At 42.5% G+C, this 15,541-nt stretch carries 16 protein-coding genes; all 16 read left to right on the top strand.

What is annotated here, in order from left to right:
- Positions 1 to 71: 71 nt before the first annotated feature.
- The 16 genes from rnc to J7E52_RS23490 all read left to right on the top strand — a co-directional run bounded on the left by rnc (position 72) and on the right by J7E52_RS23490 (position 15,145).
- Positions 72 to 815, top strand: coding sequence for a ribonuclease III (gene rnc, locus J7E52_RS23565; protein ID WP_137018983.1), 744 nt, complete (start codon positions 72 to 74; stop codon positions 813 to 815).
- A gap of 20 nt (positions 816 to 835) precedes the next feature.
- Entirely contained in the window at positions 836 to 4,399 is a 3,564-nt protein-coding gene (gene smc / locus J7E52_RS23560; protein WP_214750785.1) for a chromosome segregation protein SMC, read from the top strand.
- Between the two features lie 27 nt (positions 4,400 to 4,426).
- A complete protein-coding gene (ftsY, locus tag J7E52_RS23555; RefSeq protein ID WP_214750784.1) occupies positions 4,427 to 5,443 on the top strand; it encodes a signal recognition particle-docking protein FtsY in 1,017 nt (338 codons plus the stop codon).
- 192 nt (positions 5,444 to 5,635) lie between these two features.
- Positions 5,636 to 5,968 carry a putative DNA-binding protein gene (locus tag J7E52_RS23550; protein WP_214750783.1) on the top strand — a complete coding sequence of 111 codons (333 nt, stop codon included), beginning with the start codon at positions 5,636 to 5,638 and terminating at the stop codon, positions 5,966 to 5,968.
- A gap of 11 nt (positions 5,969 to 5,979) precedes the next feature.
- Positions 5,980 to 7,320: a signal recognition particle protein gene (gene ffh, locus J7E52_RS23545; protein ID WP_034313716.1), complete on the top strand. Its 1,341-nt coding sequence runs from the start codon at positions 5,980 to 5,982 to the stop codon at positions 7,318 to 7,320.
- 152 nt (positions 7,321 to 7,472) lie between these two features.
- Positions 7,473 to 7,745 carry a 30S ribosomal protein S16 gene (rpsP, locus tag J7E52_RS23540; RefSeq protein WP_034313715.1) on the top strand — a complete coding sequence of 91 codons (273 nt, stop codon included), beginning with the start codon at positions 7,473 to 7,475 and terminating at the stop codon, positions 7,743 to 7,745.
- A gap of 13 nt (positions 7,746 to 7,758) precedes the next feature.
- On the top strand, positions 7,759 to 7,989 hold the full coding sequence (locus J7E52_RS23535; RefSeq protein WP_048684915.1) for a KH domain-containing protein: 231 nt from the start codon (positions 7,759 to 7,761) through the stop codon (positions 7,987 to 7,989).
- A 209-nt stretch (positions 7,990 to 8,198) separates the two neighbouring features.
- Positions 8,199 to 8,585, top strand: a complete 387-nt coding sequence (locus tag J7E52_RS23530; protein ID WP_034313711.1) for a YlqD family protein — start codon at positions 8,199 to 8,201, stop codon at positions 8,583 to 8,585.
- A gap of 10 nt (positions 8,586 to 8,595) precedes the next feature.
- Complete coding sequence (gene rimM / locus J7E52_RS23525) at positions 8,596 to 9,114, top strand: ribosome maturation factor RimM (RefSeq protein WP_214750782.1); 519 nt, start codon at positions 8,596 to 8,598, stop codon at positions 9,112 to 9,114.
- The gene (trmD, locus tag J7E52_RS23520) at positions 9,114 to 9,848 is read left to right on the top strand and encodes a tRNA (guanosine(37)-N1)-methyltransferase TrmD (RefSeq protein ID WP_214750781.1); all 735 of its coding nucleotides are present in this window, start codon (positions 9,114 to 9,116) and stop codon (positions 9,846 to 9,848) included. The genes rimM and trmD overlap by 1 nt, the downstream gene beginning before the upstream one ends.
- A gap of 130 nt (positions 9,849 to 9,978) precedes the next feature.
- Positions 9,979 to 10,326, top strand: a complete 348-nt coding sequence (gene rplS, locus J7E52_RS23515; RefSeq protein ID WP_214750780.1) for a 50S ribosomal protein L19 — start codon at positions 9,979 to 9,981, stop codon at positions 10,324 to 10,326.
- A 212-nt stretch (positions 10,327 to 10,538) separates the two neighbouring features.
- Positions 10,539 to 11,099, top strand: coding sequence for a signal peptidase I (lepB, locus tag J7E52_RS23510; RefSeq protein WP_214750779.1), 561 nt, complete (start codon positions 10,539 to 10,541; stop codon positions 11,097 to 11,099).
- Positions 11,100 to 11,116: 17 nt separating this feature from the next.
- Complete coding sequence (ylqF, locus tag J7E52_RS23505; RefSeq protein WP_214750778.1) at positions 11,117 to 11,989, top strand: ribosome biogenesis GTPase YlqF; 873 nt, start codon at positions 11,117 to 11,119, stop codon at positions 11,987 to 11,989.
- Positions 11,990 to 12,163: 174 nt separating this feature from the next.
- A complete protein-coding gene (locus J7E52_RS23500; RefSeq protein ID WP_396020311.1) occupies positions 12,164 to 12,946 on the top strand; it encodes a ribonuclease HII in 783 nt (260 codons plus the stop codon).
- A 13-nt stretch (positions 12,947 to 12,959) separates the two neighbouring features.
- A complete protein-coding gene (locus tag J7E52_RS23495; protein ID WP_214750777.1) occupies positions 12,960 to 14,876 on the top strand; it encodes a hypothetical protein in 1,917 nt (638 codons plus the stop codon).
- Entirely contained in the window at positions 14,873 to 15,145 is a 273-nt protein-coding gene (locus tag J7E52_RS23490) for an EscU/YscU/HrcU family type III secretion system export apparatus switch protein (protein WP_396020309.1), read from the top strand. The genes J7E52_RS23495 and J7E52_RS23490 overlap by 4 nt, the downstream gene beginning before the upstream one ends.
- The last annotated feature ends 396 nt before the right edge of the window (positions 15,146 to 15,541 follow it).

Genomic DNA, 15,541 nt, shown 5'->3' with positions numbered 1-15,541 from the left:
AATTCCTGCCAGGTTTCTTTTTATATATTGGAAAAATATGCTTTTTGAACCGTTGTGGAGGGTTTTGTGTGATGCGTAGGAACGGAAATAATCGTAAACCATCAATAAAGGATAATAAATTTAAACAGTTGCAAGAAAATCTGGGTTTTCATTTTAAAGATGAAAATTTATTGAAACAAGCTTTTACACATTCATCTTATGTGAATGAGCATCGCCGTAAGCCTTATGAAGATAATGAAAGGCTTGAATTCTTGGGGGACGCTGTACTTGAACTGACCATCTCTAAATACTTATATCAAAAATATCCGATGATGAGCGAAGGTGAACTTACCAAACTGAGGGCAGCCATTGTGTGTGAGCCTTCACTTGTTGCTTTTGCCAATAGCCTTTCTTACGGGGAATATGTATTACTCGGAAAAGGGGAAGAAATGACAGGTGGAAGAGAACGCCCTGCCATGCTTGCGGATGTATTCGAAGCCTATATTGGTGCTTTGTACCTTGATCAAGGATTAGAGCCAGTTGTGCAGTTTTTGACGAATGTCGTGTTTCCGAAGATAGACGAGGGTGCTTTTTCTCATGTGATGGATTATAAGAGCCAGCTTCAGGAGCTGATCCAGCGCGATGCCATCGGGGTCCTGCAATATAAGATCTTGCAGGAAAAAGGACCGGCTCATAATCGGGAGTTTGTTTCGACGGTCTCCCTGAATGGGGAAGAACTTGGCTCTGGAATAGGAAAGTCCAAAAAAGAAGCGGAGCAGCATGCTGCCGAGCATGCATTGATCGTTTTAAAAGAAAAAAATCAACAAGATAGTTGAACAGTAGAGGGGGAAAGGTCATGTTCCTCAAACGTTTGGACGTTGTAGGATTTAAATCTTTCGCAGAGAAAATTTCGATTGATTTTGTACCTGGTGTCACGGCAGTGGTCGGACCAAACGGAAGCGGTAAAAGTAATGTGACCGATGCAGTCCGATGGGTACTTGGAGAGCAGTCTGCGAAATCACTGCGTGGAGCAAAAATGGAAGATATCATCTTTTCGGGAAGTGACACGAGGAAAGCGTTGAATTTTGCGGAAGTATCATTGACCCTTGATAACGAGACCAATTCCCTGCCGATTGACTTTCATGAAGTCAGTGTGACAAGACGTGTTTATCGATCGGGAGAAAGTGAATTTTTCATTAATAATCAAGGTTGCCGCCTGAAAGACATCATAGACCTTTTCATGGATTCTGGTCTTGGGAGAGAAGCGTTTTCCATCATCAGCCAAGGGAAAGTGGAAGAGATCCTTAGCAGTAAGGCTGAAGAAAGACGAGTGATTTTTGAAGAAGCAGCCGGTGTCCTGAAGTATAAAACGAGAAAACGAAAAGCGGAATCGAAGCTGACGGAAACACAGGATAACTTAAACCGTGTCCATGATATCCTCCATGAATTGGAGGGGCAGGTGGAGCCGTTAAAAATTCAGTCTTCCCTCGCCAAGGAATTTTTGGCGAAGAAAGACGAGCTTGAGCAAATAGAAGTGGCTTTAACCGTTTTTGAAATAGAAGAACTTTATGAAAAATGGGAAAAACTATCACAGGAACTTGAAAAACATAATGAAATGGAACAGCAAATGGCAGGACAGCTTCATGACAGGGAAGCGCATCTCAAAAAGCTAAGGGATAGTCTTGCGACGCTTGAGACATCGATCAATGGCCTTCAGGAAATTCTCCTGAATGCCAGCGAAGAACTTGAAAAGCTTGAAGGCCGTAAAGAAGTTTTGAAAGAACGGAAAAAAAATGCCGCCCAAAACAAGTCACAGCTGGAAAAAGCGATTGTGGAAGGTGAGGCTGCCGTCGAACGTTTGTCTTTGCAAAAGGAAAGAGAAACGGAAATCCTGAATGCACTGAACTTGGAAGTGAAAAGGATTTCTGAAACCTTACATGAAAAACAAAAAAGCCTGGGCCTATTCAATAGTGATATCGAAGCGATGATCGAAGCGAAAAAGAGTGACTATATCGAGTGGTTGAATAAGCAGGCATCGGCTAAAAATGAAAAACAGTACCTGCTTCAGCAGCTAACACAGCAGGAACATAGAAATGCTAAACTTGATATGGAAAATGAAAAGTTCTTAACCGAAAGAATGGATATCACTGCTAAAAAAATGGAATATTCACAGCTGATGGACAATATGACCAAGCAGCTTGAAGAGCATGTCACTTATTTCCGGAATCAGCAGAATAAATTGAATGCGGCAAAAGATACGTATCAAAAACAAGAAACCACCCTTTATAAGGCCTATCAATTCCTTCAACAGGCAAAATCACGTAAGGAACTGCTTGAAGAAATGGAAGATGATTATGCAGGCTTCTTTCAGGGTGTAAAAGAGGTTTTGAAAGCGAAAGAAACCCTCCGAGGCATTGAAGGGGCAGTTGCGGAATTGATAAAGGTTCCAAAGGAATATGAAACGGCCATCGAAACGGCACTGGGCGGAGCGATGCAGCATGTTGTCGTGGAACGCGAAGAGCATGCACGGGAAGCCATTTCCTTCTTGAAGAAAAATAGGTATGGGCGTGCGACGTTCTTGCCATTATCAGTCATAAAGGCAAGAGAGATATCAGCTAACCAATTATCGATGCTGAAGAGTCATTCAGCTTTTGTAGGGACTGGATCCTCATTGATCCAATATGATGATAGGCATGCAGCGATTGCTGAAAACCTATTGGGAACCGTGATGATCACCACAGATTTAAAAGGTGCAAATGACCTGGCGAAAATGATGCAGCACCGTTTCCGCTTCGTAACACTTGAAGGGGATATCGTCAATCCAGGCGGTTCTATGACTGGTGGGGCCTTAAAGCAAAAAACGACCTCGCTGCTTTCAAGGAAGACGGAATTGGAAGAGCTCCAACAAAAACTTGCTGACATGGAAGCTAAAACGAATCAGCTAGAAAAGCAAGTCAAACAGCTTAAAGTGGATGTGGGTGTCCAAGAGCAAACGCTTGAACAAACCAGAAAAACAGGAGAGAGACTTCGATTACAAGAACAAACCCTTAAGGGCGAACTCCGTGAAGTGGAGCTGCAGGAAAGAAATGTGAATGAACGGCTGCATCTTTATGATTTGGATAAAAATTCATATTTAGAAGAACAACAGCAAAAAACAGCAAGACTTGAAGAATTGGAAGAACTTTTGGAATCATGTAAATCGGAAATTGAAGGGCTGGACCGACTGATTTCCGAAATGACCGAACAAAAGCAATCTCAACAATCTTCTAAAGAGAGCCTTGCTGAAGAAACGAATGAACTGAGGGTAATGCTCGCTTCTAAGCGTGGGCAGCTGCAAAACCAAAAAGAGAAGATGGAACGCATTGAATCGGATCTTTCTAAGGAAACAAGCAGGCTTGCCGAAAACAAAGATGATTTAGGGCTACTGACCAATGAAATGACAGACAGTTCAAGCGGGGAAGAGTCCCTGGAAGATATGGCTCAGCAGAAATTGCTCGACAAAAATGGAGCAATTGAAGGAATCACCATAAAAAAACAGGAAAAAAACGAGCTTCTAACGCAAGTTGAATCGCTTGAACTGTCCTTGAAAGAAGAAAATCGCCTTTATAGAGGCATTGTCGAAGTGATAAAGGATGAAGAAGTGAAATTAACTCGTCTGGATGTCGAACTGGAAAATCGCCTCGACCACTTGAGAGAAGAATATACCCTAACCTTTGAAGGTGCTAAAGAACAGTATCCATTGATGATGCCTGCAGAAGAAGCTCAAAAAAGGGTGAAGCTCATCAAGCTTGCAATCGAGGAACTGGGGACGGTGAATCTAGGTGCAATTGATGAATACGCACGTGTAGCTGAACGCTATGAATTCCTTCTAAGTCAAAAGGAAGACCTTCAACAGGCGAAAGATACATTATTCCAAGTCATCGATGAAATGGATGATGAAATGAAACGGCGCTTTGCGGATACCTTCTATTCGATCCGTGAAGAATTCGAACAAGTCTTCAAAGCTTTATTTGGAGGAGGCAGAGCGGAGCTGAAACTGACGAATCCGGATGATTTACTAAATACAGGGGTGGATATCATTGCACAGCCTCCTGGGAAAAAACTGCAAAATTTGAGCCTCTTATCCGGGGGAGAACGAGCATTGACAGCCATAGCCCTTTTATTCTCCATTCTAAAAGTGCGTCCTGTGCCTTTCTGTATCCTTGATGAAGTCGAGGCAGCGCTTGATGAGGCGAATGTCGTCCGGTTCAGCCAATTTTTAAGGAAGTTCAGCAGGGAAACGCAATTCATCGTGATTACTCACCGCAAAGGCACGATGGAAGAGGCAGATGTCCTATATGGCATTACGATGCAGGAGTCAGGCGTCTCCAAACTTGTTTCCGTCCGGATGGAAGAATCAGAAAACTTTATTGAAGTTTAAAATTCATGAATTAGAGGAAGTGGGACAATGAGTTTTTTCAAAAAGCTAAAAGAGAAATTTACGACCCAGGAAGAAAAAGAAAAATCAGTTGAAGCTGAAATATCCATAGGGGAAAAATTCAAGCAAGGTTTGTCAAAGACGAGGAATTCCTTTACGGGAAGGGTTAATGAACTTGTTGCCCGTTATCGGAAAGTGGATGAGGACTTTTTTGAAGAACTTGAAGAAATCCTGATACAGGCTGATGTTGGCTTCGATACTGTGATGGAACTGATTGATCAATTAAAAATGGAAGTCAAGCTTCGCAATATCTCTGATACGAGGGAAGTGCAGTCCGTTATTTCCGAAAAGCTTGTTGAAATCTACCAAGGTGATGATGAAGCGACTTCAAGCCTGAATATACAAGAAGAAGGTTTGACGGTCATTTTGTTTGTAGGGGTTAATGGGGTAGGTAAAACGACGACCATTGGTAAACTTGCCCATAAATTCAAAACAGAAGGTAAATCTGTCGTATTGGCTGCAGGGGATACCTTCCGGGCCGGTGCGATTGAACAACTTGAGGTTTGGGGAGAGCGTGTCGGTGTCAGTGTAATCAAACAGGGTGAAGGCTCTGACCCTGCAGCGGTCATGTTCGACGCCATTCAGGCCGCCAAGGCACGAAAAGCGGATATCCTGATCTGTGACACTGCCGGTCGCTTACAAAATAAAGTGAATTTAATGAAGGAATTGGAAAAGGTGAAACGTGTAATTGAACGTGAAGTACCAGGTGCACCACACGAGGTGCTGCTTGCCCTTGATGCTACAACTGGACAAAATGCCCTTATTCAGGCCAAGACATTCAAGGAAGCGACAAATGTTTCCGGTATTGTTTTAACAAAGCTTGATGGCACCGCAAAAGGTGGAATTGTTTTGGCGATTCGCAATGAATTGGCCATTCCCGTTAAATTTGTCGGGTTAGGTGAAAAAATGGACGATCTACAGGAATTCGATGCTGAGAAATATGTTTATGGCCTTTTTGCTGATATCATCGATAAAGAAGAGGTATAAGAAAAATTGTAAGCCGGAAGAGATGATTCTCTTCCGTTTTTTTATAGTGCAAGGTCCAAAAAAGAGGCTGAAAAAGAAAAAAATAATGCTTTGCAACACGTGGTAAGGAGTTTAACTTGACATCAAATAAACAAGGCTTTACAATATAAACTTGTAAAGGGTTTTCACTTAACAGCAGGGAGGCTTGCTAAGATGCTTGAAAAGACAACGCGGATTAATTATTTGTATGACTTTTACCAATCGTTGTTAACAGAGAAGCAGCAGAGCTACATGTCCCTCTACTATCTGGATGATTACTCTCTTGGCGAGATTGCCGATGAATACGAAGTAAGTAGGCAGGCAGTCTATGATAATATAAAAAGAACAGAAGCGATGCTTGAGGAATATGAAGCAAAGCTATTGTTATTTCAAAAATTTCAAGAGCGTAACCAGTGGATTGCGAATATGAAGGGACTCTTAGAAAAGGAATCCTTTTCAAAAGAGAAGCTGCTAGACGCAATCACAACGCTTGAGAAGTTGGATTAGGAGGCGGCAATATGGCATTTGAAGGATTGGCCGACCGACTGCAGAGCACGATGCAAAAGATTCGTGGAAAAGGGAAGGTCAACGAAGCGGACGTTAAAGAAATGATGCGTGAAGTTCGATTGGCCCTGCTTGAAGCGGATGTTAACTTTAAGGTCGTGAAGGATTTTGTAAAACGTGTCAGTGAACGTTCGGTAGGTCAGGAAGTGCTGAAAAGCTTAACCCCCGGTCAACAGGTAATAAAGGTAGTCAAGGAAGAGTTGACGGAGCTGATGGGCGGCGAACAAAGCAAGATTGCCGTTGCCTCGAAACCACCGACTGTCATTATGATGGTAGGTCTTCAAGGTGCAGGTAAAACGACGACCACAGGAAAGCTTGCCAATCTTCTTAGGAAAAAATACAACCGTAAGCCATTGCTCGTTGCGGCTGATATTTACCGTCCGGCGGCGATTAAGCAGCTTGAAACACTTGGCAAACAGTTAAGCATGCCTGTTTTCTCCCTTGGGGACCAGGTAAGTCCTGTTGAAATTGCCAAACAGGCAATTGAAAAAGCTAAGGAAGAACATCATGATTATGTGTTGATTGATACCGCAGGCCGCCTTCATGTTGATGAAAACTTGATGGGCGAACTGAAGGATATCAAAGAGTTGACAAAACCTGATGAAATCTTCCTGGTTGTCGATGCGATGACCGGTCAGGATGCGGTCAATGTAGCCCAAAGCTTCAATGAACAGCTAGGCCTGACAGGAGTCGTATTAACGAAACTTGATGGGGATACACGTGGTGGTGCGGCACTTTCAATTCGTTCAGTCACCGACACGCCGATTAAATTCGTCGGTATGGGTGAAAAATTGGATGCACTTGAAGCGTTCCATCCAGAACGGATGGCGTCAAGGATCCTCGGCATGGGTGATGTATTGACCCTTATCGAAAAAGCACAGGCCAATGTAGATGAAGAAAAAGCGAAAGAATTAGAGAAAAAGATGCGTACAGCCACTTTTACCTTTGATGATTTCCTTGATCAGCTTGGTCAGGTGCGGAATATGGGACCGCTTGATGATATTCTGAAAATGATTCCCGGTGCGAATAAAATGAAAGGGATGGACAACCTTCAGATCGATGAGAAACAAATCGGTCATGTCGAAGCTATCATCCGTTCAATGACAACGCATGAAAAGGAACATCCGGAAACCATGAATGCATCCCGCAAGAAACGGATTGCCAAAGGAAGTGGCAGATCGATTCAAGAAGTGAACCGTCTACTGAAGCAATTCGAAGAAATGAAAAAGATGATGAAACAGGTTACGAACATGCAAAAAGGAAAGAAAAAGGGATTCAAATTCCCGTTCATGTAAGGTTTATTTTAGGCAAAATCGAGGCGAAATACGGGTCGAAGCCATGTATTTCAACACTTTTTTTACCTGTTAAGAAAAAAACCTTTACAAACATGCAAGACATTTGATATTATACTATCTTGTGTGAAACTATTCGGAGGTGCTTATTTAAAATGGCAGTAAAAATTCGCTTAAAACGTATGGGAGCTAAAAAATCTCCTTTCTATCGTATTGTAGTTGCAGATTCTCGTTCACCACGTGACGGACGTTACATTGAAGTGGTAGGAACTTATAACCCGGTGACTCAACCAGCTAAAGTTGAAATCAACGAAGAGCTTGCTCTTAAATGGTTACAAGATGGAGCTAAACCATCTGATACAGTACGTAACTTATTCTCTACACAAGGCATCATGGAAAAATTCCATGTTGCAAAAAACAGCAAGTAATCGACGGTAGTTGATGAAAGCACTGATTGAAACGATTGTTTCAGCACTTGTGGATTATCCGGAAGAGGTCATCGTGACCTCCAAGGAAGAATCCGACCGGATTGTTTATATCCTCTCCGTTCATAAAGAGGATATGGGCAAGGTGATCGGTAAACAAGGGCGTGTTGCTAAGGCGATTCGGACTGTGGTATATGCAGCAGGATCTTCACAGCAGAAGAAAATCTATTTGGAGATTTCCGAATAAGGAGGGTTAATACCCCTCCTTTTTTTGTACTTCAAGAAAGCTTAGATCCCAATTGATCAGACCCGGATGTTAAACTTTACGCCTTTTAAGACGCATCTTTTACCGATTTACGTTATACTTAAGAGAATGACCCCCATTTCAAAAAGATTACCCCATCATACATAATTTTTGAAGGAAATACGAAATCATAGATAATAGGAGGTGCTGGAATGAAAATTCTCCAAAATGTAATCGTTAACCAAGTATTAACGGAATCCAGCAAGAATCAGCTCCTCGAGAAATACAAGTCAAAACGCCTTCAGCTTCAAAAAGAGAGTGAACAGCTTCGCTTTGAACTGAAAAAACTTGAAAAAACAAGAACTCTCCAACCTGCTAGTCTCCGTGCTCATTTCGAAAAAGAAATAAACCAGAGGCAAGAAAAAATTAAACTGCTTGAATTTCAAATGGAGCAGTTGGAGATCCTTCCCGCGGGAAGTGAATTGAAGGAACGGGAAGTTCAAAGTATCATTGATGTGGAAATTGGGGCAGATTGGGACGAAATTATGGCAACGAAGACCATTGTCATTAAAGATGGAATCGTCTCGGAAATTCGTTAGAGGTGAAAGAATGGAAAAGTGGTTTAATGTAGGTAAAATTGTCAACACACATGGTCTTTTAGGAGAAGTCCGTGTTATTTCTTCAACAGACTTTCCAGAAAAACGATACAAAGTGGGAAATACTCTGTATTTGTTTAGGGATACGGAGAAAAAACCTTTGCCGCTTGTCATCAGGTCGCATCGCACCCATAAAAACTTTAACCTATTGACGTTCGAGAACTATTATAACGTTGGACAGGTCGAGGCTTTTAAAAACGGGGTCCTGAAAGTCAAGGAAGCACAGCTTGGTAAATTGGACGAAGGTGAGTTCTACTTCCATGAAATCATCGGCTGTTCGGTATTTACCGATGAAGGCATGGAAGTCGGGGAAATCATTGAGGTTCTTACGCCTGGTGCCAATGATGTTTGGGTCATTAAGAAGGCTGGCAGTAAGGACATTCTTATTCCGTATATTGAACAAATTGTAAAAGAAGTGGATATCTCCGCTAAAAAGGTCATCATTACACCGATGGAAGGACTTTTAGACTGATGAAAATCGATGTGCTTTCGCTTTTTCCAGAAATGTTCGAAGGGGTATTTGGCTCGTCAATCTTAAAAAAGGCTGCGGAAAAGCAGGCTGTCAGCTATAAGGTGACCAATTTCCGAGATTATGCAGATAATAAGCATTCGACGGTAGACGATTATCCGTATGGCGGCGGTGCCGGAATGGTATTGAAGGCACAACCGATCTTTGATGCTGTGGAAGCTCTTAAAGGGCAAGCTGAGCTAACCCCAAGGGTAGTCCTGCTTTGCCCCCAGGGAGAGCGTTACACGCAGAAAAAAGCCGAAGAGTTTGCTGAAGAGGAACATCTCATTTTCATTTGCGGGCATTATGAAGGGTATGATGAGCGCATCCGGGAGCATGTCGTCACTGATGAAATATCGATAGGTGACTTTGTGCTAACAGGCGGGGAATTGGGCGCAATGGTCATTATTGACAGCGTTGTGCGCTTGCTGCCTGGCGTTCTGGGAAATGTTGACTCCCCGATTCTTGATTCCTATTCTTCTGGTTTGTTAGAGCATCCACATTATACTAGACCTGCAGATTTCCGGGGGATGAAAGTTCCCGATCCGCTAATATCCGGGAATCATAAAAAAATCGATGAATGGCGGATGAAGGAATCCCTGCGCAGAACTTGGATTCGACGTCCGGATTTGCTCGATAGTTATGAACTATCGGAAGTTGAAGAAAAATTATTGTCCGAGATTAAAAAAGAAGACTGATGTCTATTGCATCGACGTTTATAGTATGATAGGATATACCTTGTGACTTGGGCAAAATGCTCAGTCTTATAACGATGTTCCGCTGCAAACAATAAGTATTTGCAAGAGCGTCCAGGAGGAGTTGAAATCGATGCAAAATCTTATTAACGAAATCACAAAAGAACAACTTCGCTCAGATCTTCCATCATTCAGACCTGGTGACACAGTACGTGTACACGTAAAGGTTGTTGAAGGAACTCGCGAACGTATCCAGTTGTTTGAAGGCGTTGTAATCAAACGTCGTGGCGGCGGAGTTAGTGAAACTTTCACAGTGCGTAAGATCTCTTACGGCGTTGGAGTGGAACGTGCTTTCCCTGTTCACACACCAAAAATTGCGAAACTAGAAGTTATCCGTCACGGTAAAGTACGTCGTGCGAAACTTTATTACCTACGCGAACTTCGTGGTAAAAAAGCACGTATTAAAGAAATTCGTCGTTAATTCTTCGAATATCTTCATGCGGGTTTACCATGATCCACATAAGGTGAATAACCAAACAGTATCATGCAAAAGGGGAGCTTGTTTATCAGGCTCCCTTTTTGCACTTTAACGATGAATACACATACGGTGAAAACTATATAGAAACCTGCTCGCTATAGCGTCCGCAACATGTTAAAATAATTTTTGATATGCTTCAAAAAGGGTGGGTAAGGATGGCGAAAAAGAAAAATGAATTGTGGGAATGGACAAAGGCGGTCATAATCGCGGTTATAGCGGCGACGCTGATTCGTTATTTCCTTCTGGCTCCTATTGTTGTGGACGGTAATTCGATGATGCCGACATTAAAGGATACAGACCGCATGATCGTTAATAAAATCTCCTATTCGATTGGCGAACCGAAAAGATTCGACATTATCGTTTTCGAAGCTCCAGAAGGCAAGGATTACATAAAGCGGGTCATCGGATTGCCTGGGGAAAAAGTCGAATATAGAAATGATACTCTTTACGTGAATGGAAAAGCTTACGATGAGCCATACTTGGATGAATATAAAGAACAATTGATTGATGGCGGGGATTTGACGGAACCTTTTACATTAAGTGATGTCATAGAACAAGGAACGGTGCCTGAAGGCCACCTATTTGTCCTGGGGGATAATCGCCGTTTCAGTAAGGATAGCCGCCATATTGGCGTAGGTGTCGTTCCTTACGATAAAGTGTTAGGAAAAACTAAATTAGTTTATTGGCCGATCGAAGACTTTCGATTGGCGGAATAGTAGGAAGGTGCATTCCATTGACAATACAGTGGTTCCCTGGCCATATGGCCAAAGCAAGACGGGAAGTAACAGAGAAATTAAAACTGATCGACATCATCTTTGAACTTGTGGATGCCCGGATTCCGGCATCTTCACGAAATCCGATGATCGATGAAATTATTCAGCATAAACCGAGGGTCATCCTTTTGAATAAAGCTGATATGGCCGATCCGGTAAAAACGAATATGTGGCTGGAACATTATAAATCGCAGGGGAAAACGGCGATTGCCATTAACTCACAGGCAGGAAACGGTTTAAACCAGATTACAGCTGCATCCAAAAAACTTTTAAAAGAGAAGTATGAGCGGATGGAATCAAGAGGAATAAAGCCGAGAGCGATCCGTGCCATGATAGTCGGCATTCCGAACGTGGGGAAATCGACTTTAATCAATCGACTTGCCAAAAAGAACATTGCCAAAACAGGGAATATGCCTGGCGTCACGAAAGCGCAGCAATGGATAAAAGTCGGTAAGGAATTGGAATTGCTCGACACGCCGGGGATTCTCTGGCCGAAATTCGAGGATCAAGAAGTAGGCTTGAAGCTTGCGTTGACAGGTGCGATCAAAGATACGATCTTAAACTTGCATGAAGTCTCATTATACGGCCTTCGCTTTTTGGAAAAAGAATATCCGGATAGATTGAAATCCCGTTATAATCTGGATATAATTCCGCAGGAAACGCTCGAATTGTTCGATGCGGTCGGAAAGTTCAGGGGCTGTTTAGCATCTGGGGGCTTCATCGATTATGACAAAACCGCAGAGTTGGTCGTACGTGAAATCCGTTCAGAAAAGATGGGTCCGCTTACGTTAGAGGTCCCTTTGGATTATAAAGAGAATGATATCCCCGAATAACATTAACATTGACCTGATTGTTGAAGACAATCAGTGAAGAGGATTGATACGGAGTTGGAGTTGGATGTCAAAAGGCTTTCTCTTTTTGATGTCTCTTTTCCGCTCCGTATTTTTGTCTGAACTGTAGAAAGGGAGCAAGGCTGCCGATAATTAATATGATGGGTGATAAATATGATAACCGCAATGAGCATTAAGGAAATCTCCTCAAAGTTAAAGACGATAAGGGAGCCCGAAGATTTATTTTTACAGAAATGCCGGGAGGACGGACGAAAGGGAGTAACCGACTTAGTAAGCAAATGGCAAAGAGCTTATGAAAAAGAACAACAGGTAAGGGATGCTTTCACGGAAATGACGGAGTTTGAACGGCAATTGCGAAAACAGGGGTTTTCCATTCTGGCTGGTATCGATGAAGTCGGAAGAGGACCGCTGGCAGGACCAGTAGTGACGAGTGCGGTCATCTTGCCTGAATCTTTTTATTTGCCAGGGCTTAATGATTCTAAAAAGATTCCAGAAGCAAAAAGGGAACTGTTTTATGAAATGATTTTTAAGGAAGCACTATCCATAGGTGTAGGTGTTGTACATAGCGAAGTAATTGATGAAATCAATATATATCAAGCTACGAAAAAGGCAATGGTGGCCGCATTGAACGATCTGTCGGAACTTCCAGATCATTTGTTGATCGATGCAATGGAATTGGATGTGCCGATTCCGCAGCTTTCGCTCATAAAGGGGGATGCAAGAAGCATTAGCATCTCTGCGGCCTCCATAATAGCGAAAGTGACCCGTGATAGAATGATGAAGGAATATGGTGAAGAATATCCGGAATATGGTTTTGAAAAGCATATGGGTTACGGGACAAGCCAACATTTAGAAGCGCTCGGCACGCACGGGCTTACACCTTGGCATAGAAGAAGTTTTGCACCAGTTAAGGAAATCGCTGCACGAACGAAGGATTAAGGGGGGATGAGTGGTGCGATCCATAACAAGCGGTCAACCCGTAACTTCACCCATTGAAATAAAAGGAACTGCGAGTTGGACAAACGGGCAAATTCTTTTCGGGAAGGTAAATAAGGTTTTTCCTAACCAAAAGGCCGAGGTACAGATTTGTCATCAAAAAATGATTGCCATTCTCGATATCCCGCTTCGGACAGGAGAAAGGTATTGGTTTAAAGTGCAGCACCCAATTGAGGGCGTAGTCGTGTTAAAAGCTTTAGATTCCCCCGATTTGAACGATTCCGGCTTAAAGGGAACGGTTGCAAAATTAATCGCTCATCTCGGCGTAATGCCCGAACCGGCCGCAACGAAGCTTGCCGAATATCTCCTGACAAATCGCCTTCCGATAACCAAGGAAACGTTTCAGTCCGCTTTGCAATGGTTAAAAGCTGATGGTGCAGAAGTTGGTCTGCCTGTAATAAAAACGATGTTCATTCAGCAGCTGCCTTTTGTAAAAGATGTATTTGATGCCTTATTAACACAGTCCAAAGGTGAACCTTTCCACAAACTCCTCAGTGGCTTCAAGCAGCAGCTGGAGGATGGCGGGGCAGTAACGGGGACTGCCGTCAAGCTGATGGAGGTATTGGACTCCTTACAGGTTGCTAAACAGAACCAGTTTCAACAAATCGGTTTGCAAAAACTAGTGACCGCTTGGCTGGATTCCGATTCAACGCCAGAAATGAAATCCGGTGCATTTTCCCTCCTTCAAAAGACGGGTTTCATTCCAAAGGGAATGACGGAATCTGTCTTTCTGGAAAATTTAATTGATGGAGCTGACGCTAGGTCCGGTATTGCCAAGAATTCAGCGGTTGATAAATTACATCAAGGACTGCAGCTGCTTTCCGGGGCAAAAAGCGGGGCATTTGCAAAAGTTGAAGAGATCGATACTGCTATTAATCGCATATTGAACGGTCATGAACATGAGAGGGCAAAACTGACAATTGATATCCACTCGATGCCGAGAAAAAACATTGCTGCAGAAAAACTTTCCCCTCTTGCCTTTCATTTACTCCAGAGTGCTTTTACCGAAGTAACAGCTAAAAAGGCAGTAGGCGGAAAAATAGAAGTGAATGGCCTTATAGGCTACTTGAATAAGGACACAGAGCAAGTAGCTGAGTCGAAGGGTAAGGCAGCTGAATTACTGTTTAAGTCGCTTAATAAGCTTCCTGAGGCCCAATACGCTAGGATGAATGAGAAGCTGGTCCTTTCGCATGTATTGGAAGCTGAGTTTCAAACAATCGATTTAACCGATGGACCTTCTGTTGCAAATCAACTGAAAGAAATGACCAAGATTCTTGGTCTTCAGCTGGAACATGCACTCATCAACCTTTCTGGAGATGATATGGCGGAGTTCCCGAAGGAGTTGGAGACACTTAAACCGCTGCTGCTTAAATTGCTGAATGAGCAAATTCCTGCATCCATCAAGGAGATGGCTGAACAAGTCCTAAATCGGATTACTGCGCAGCAGATCCTTTCACAGGAAAATGGTCCGATTCAGAATTTACTCCTTACACTTCCACTCAATCTGGGATCTGCTCAAACGGACCTAACGTTACAATGGAGCGGAAGGAAAACAAAAGATGGCAAAATAGACCCGGATTACTGCCGTGTCCTATTTTATTTAGAATTGGAACGCCTTAAAGAGACGGTCATCGACATGCAGGTTCAAAACCGAATCATCAAAGTGACGGTCATCAATGGGCATGGTGCGGCCCTTGAAGAGGCAGCTGGTCAATATCTTGACATCCTGAGAGAGAATCTCGGAAAAATGGATTACAGATTGTCAGGGGTTTCATTTGTAAATCCCGTGAATGAAAAAGAGCGGGACCAAAGGGTGAAACCGATTCCATTTACAGAAGCCGGTTCATATAGTGGAGTGGATATTCGAATATGATGAATGATAAACGAAAAGAAGCGATTGCCTTAAAGTATGATCAAAAGACATCTAAAGCGCCCGTCATATTGGCGAAGGGGAAGGGTAAAACGGCTGAAAATATTCTGGAAAAGGCCATGAAACTGGATATACCGGTCCAAAGGGACGAATCGCTTGCTGCACTTTTAGGTCAATTGGATATAAATCAAACGATTCCGGAAGAATTGTATGGAGCTGTTGCAGAGGTATTCGCATTCATTTATAAAGTTGACAAGGATATGAATCGGTAGTTTCCTATTTTATCAGATGAATTCACCAAATGGATTTCTGTTGGTTTATGTAGAATATTAGGGAAATCACTGACGAATTTTCATTATATTAAAAAAGCACTAAATTATTTGCAAAAGGACAAGGCCATGGCCTTGTCCTTTTGCTTTTCCTTTGAATCAAGACAAGGATAACCGTGATTTTTCATAAAAGGATCTCAGAGTTAATGCGGTGAAAAGGCTTTCACAGAAGTGTTTTCACTAGATTTATAACTGCATTGACTTTTTTGAAAATAGAATTTCAGAACCAGACTATATGATTTTAATAAGAAAAAGACACAACGGCGAAGAAGGTTTTTTCCATTTTTCACATGGGTATAGAAGTATATTATAATAATATTTTAAAAATTGTGAGAAAGA

The organism is Bacillus sp. ISL-34, assembly GCF_018613325.1.
Lineage (GTDB): Bacteria > Bacillota > Bacilli > Bacillales > DSM-1321 > Peribacillus.
Note: the sequence above shows the minus strand (reverse complement) of the source record. Positions and strands in the feature narration are given on the sequence as shown.

What these genes read in the sequence shown, in the direction of transcription:
- rplS (WP_214750780.1), top strand. Translation starts at nt 9,979, where the DNA reads ATGCAAAATCTTATTAACGAAATCACAAAAGAACAACTTCGCTCAGAT.
- lepB (WP_214750779.1), top strand. Translation starts at nt 10,539, where the DNA reads ATGGCGAAAAAGAAAAATGAATTGTGGGAATGGACAAAGGCGGTCATA.
- rimM (WP_214750782.1), top strand. Translation starts at nt 8,596, where the DNA reads ATGGAAAAGTGGTTTAATGTAGGTAAAATTGTCAACACACATGGTCTT.
- rpsP (WP_034313715.1), top strand. Translation starts at nt 7,473, where the DNA reads ATGGCAGTAAAAATTCGCTTAAAACGTATGGGAGCTAAAAAATCTCCT.
- trmD (WP_214750781.1), top strand. Translation starts at nt 9,114, where the DNA reads ATGAAAATCGATGTGCTTTCGCTTTTTCCAGAAATGTTCGAAGGGGTA.
- J7E52_RS23530 (WP_034313711.1), top strand. Translation starts at nt 8,199, where the DNA reads ATGAAAATTCTCCAAAATGTAATCGTTAACCAAGTATTAACGGAATCC.
- ffh (WP_034313716.1), top strand. Translation starts at nt 5,980, where the DNA reads ATGGCATTTGAAGGATTGGCCGACCGACTGCAGAGCACGATGCAAAAG.
- ftsY (WP_214750784.1), top strand. Translation starts at nt 4,427, where the DNA reads ATGAGTTTTTTCAAAAAGCTAAAAGAGAAATTTACGACCCAGGAAGAA.
- rnc (WP_137018983.1), top strand. Translation starts at nt 72, where the DNA reads ATGCGTAGGAACGGAAATAATCGTAAACCATCAATAAAGGATAATAAA.
- J7E52_RS23535 (WP_048684915.1), top strand. Translation starts at nt 7,759, where the DNA reads ATGAAAGCACTGATTGAAACGATTGTTTCAGCACTTGTGGATTATCCG.
- J7E52_RS23550 (WP_214750783.1), top strand. Translation starts at nt 5,636, where the DNA reads ATGCTTGAAAAGACAACGCGGATTAATTATTTGTATGACTTTTACCAA.
- J7E52_RS23490 (WP_396020309.1), top strand. Translation starts at nt 14,873, where the DNA reads ATGATGAATGATAAACGAAAAGAAGCGATTGCCTTAAAGTATGATCAA.
- smc (WP_214750785.1), top strand. Translation starts at nt 836, where the DNA reads ATGTTCCTCAAACGTTTGGACGTTGTAGGATTTAAATCTTTCGCAGAG.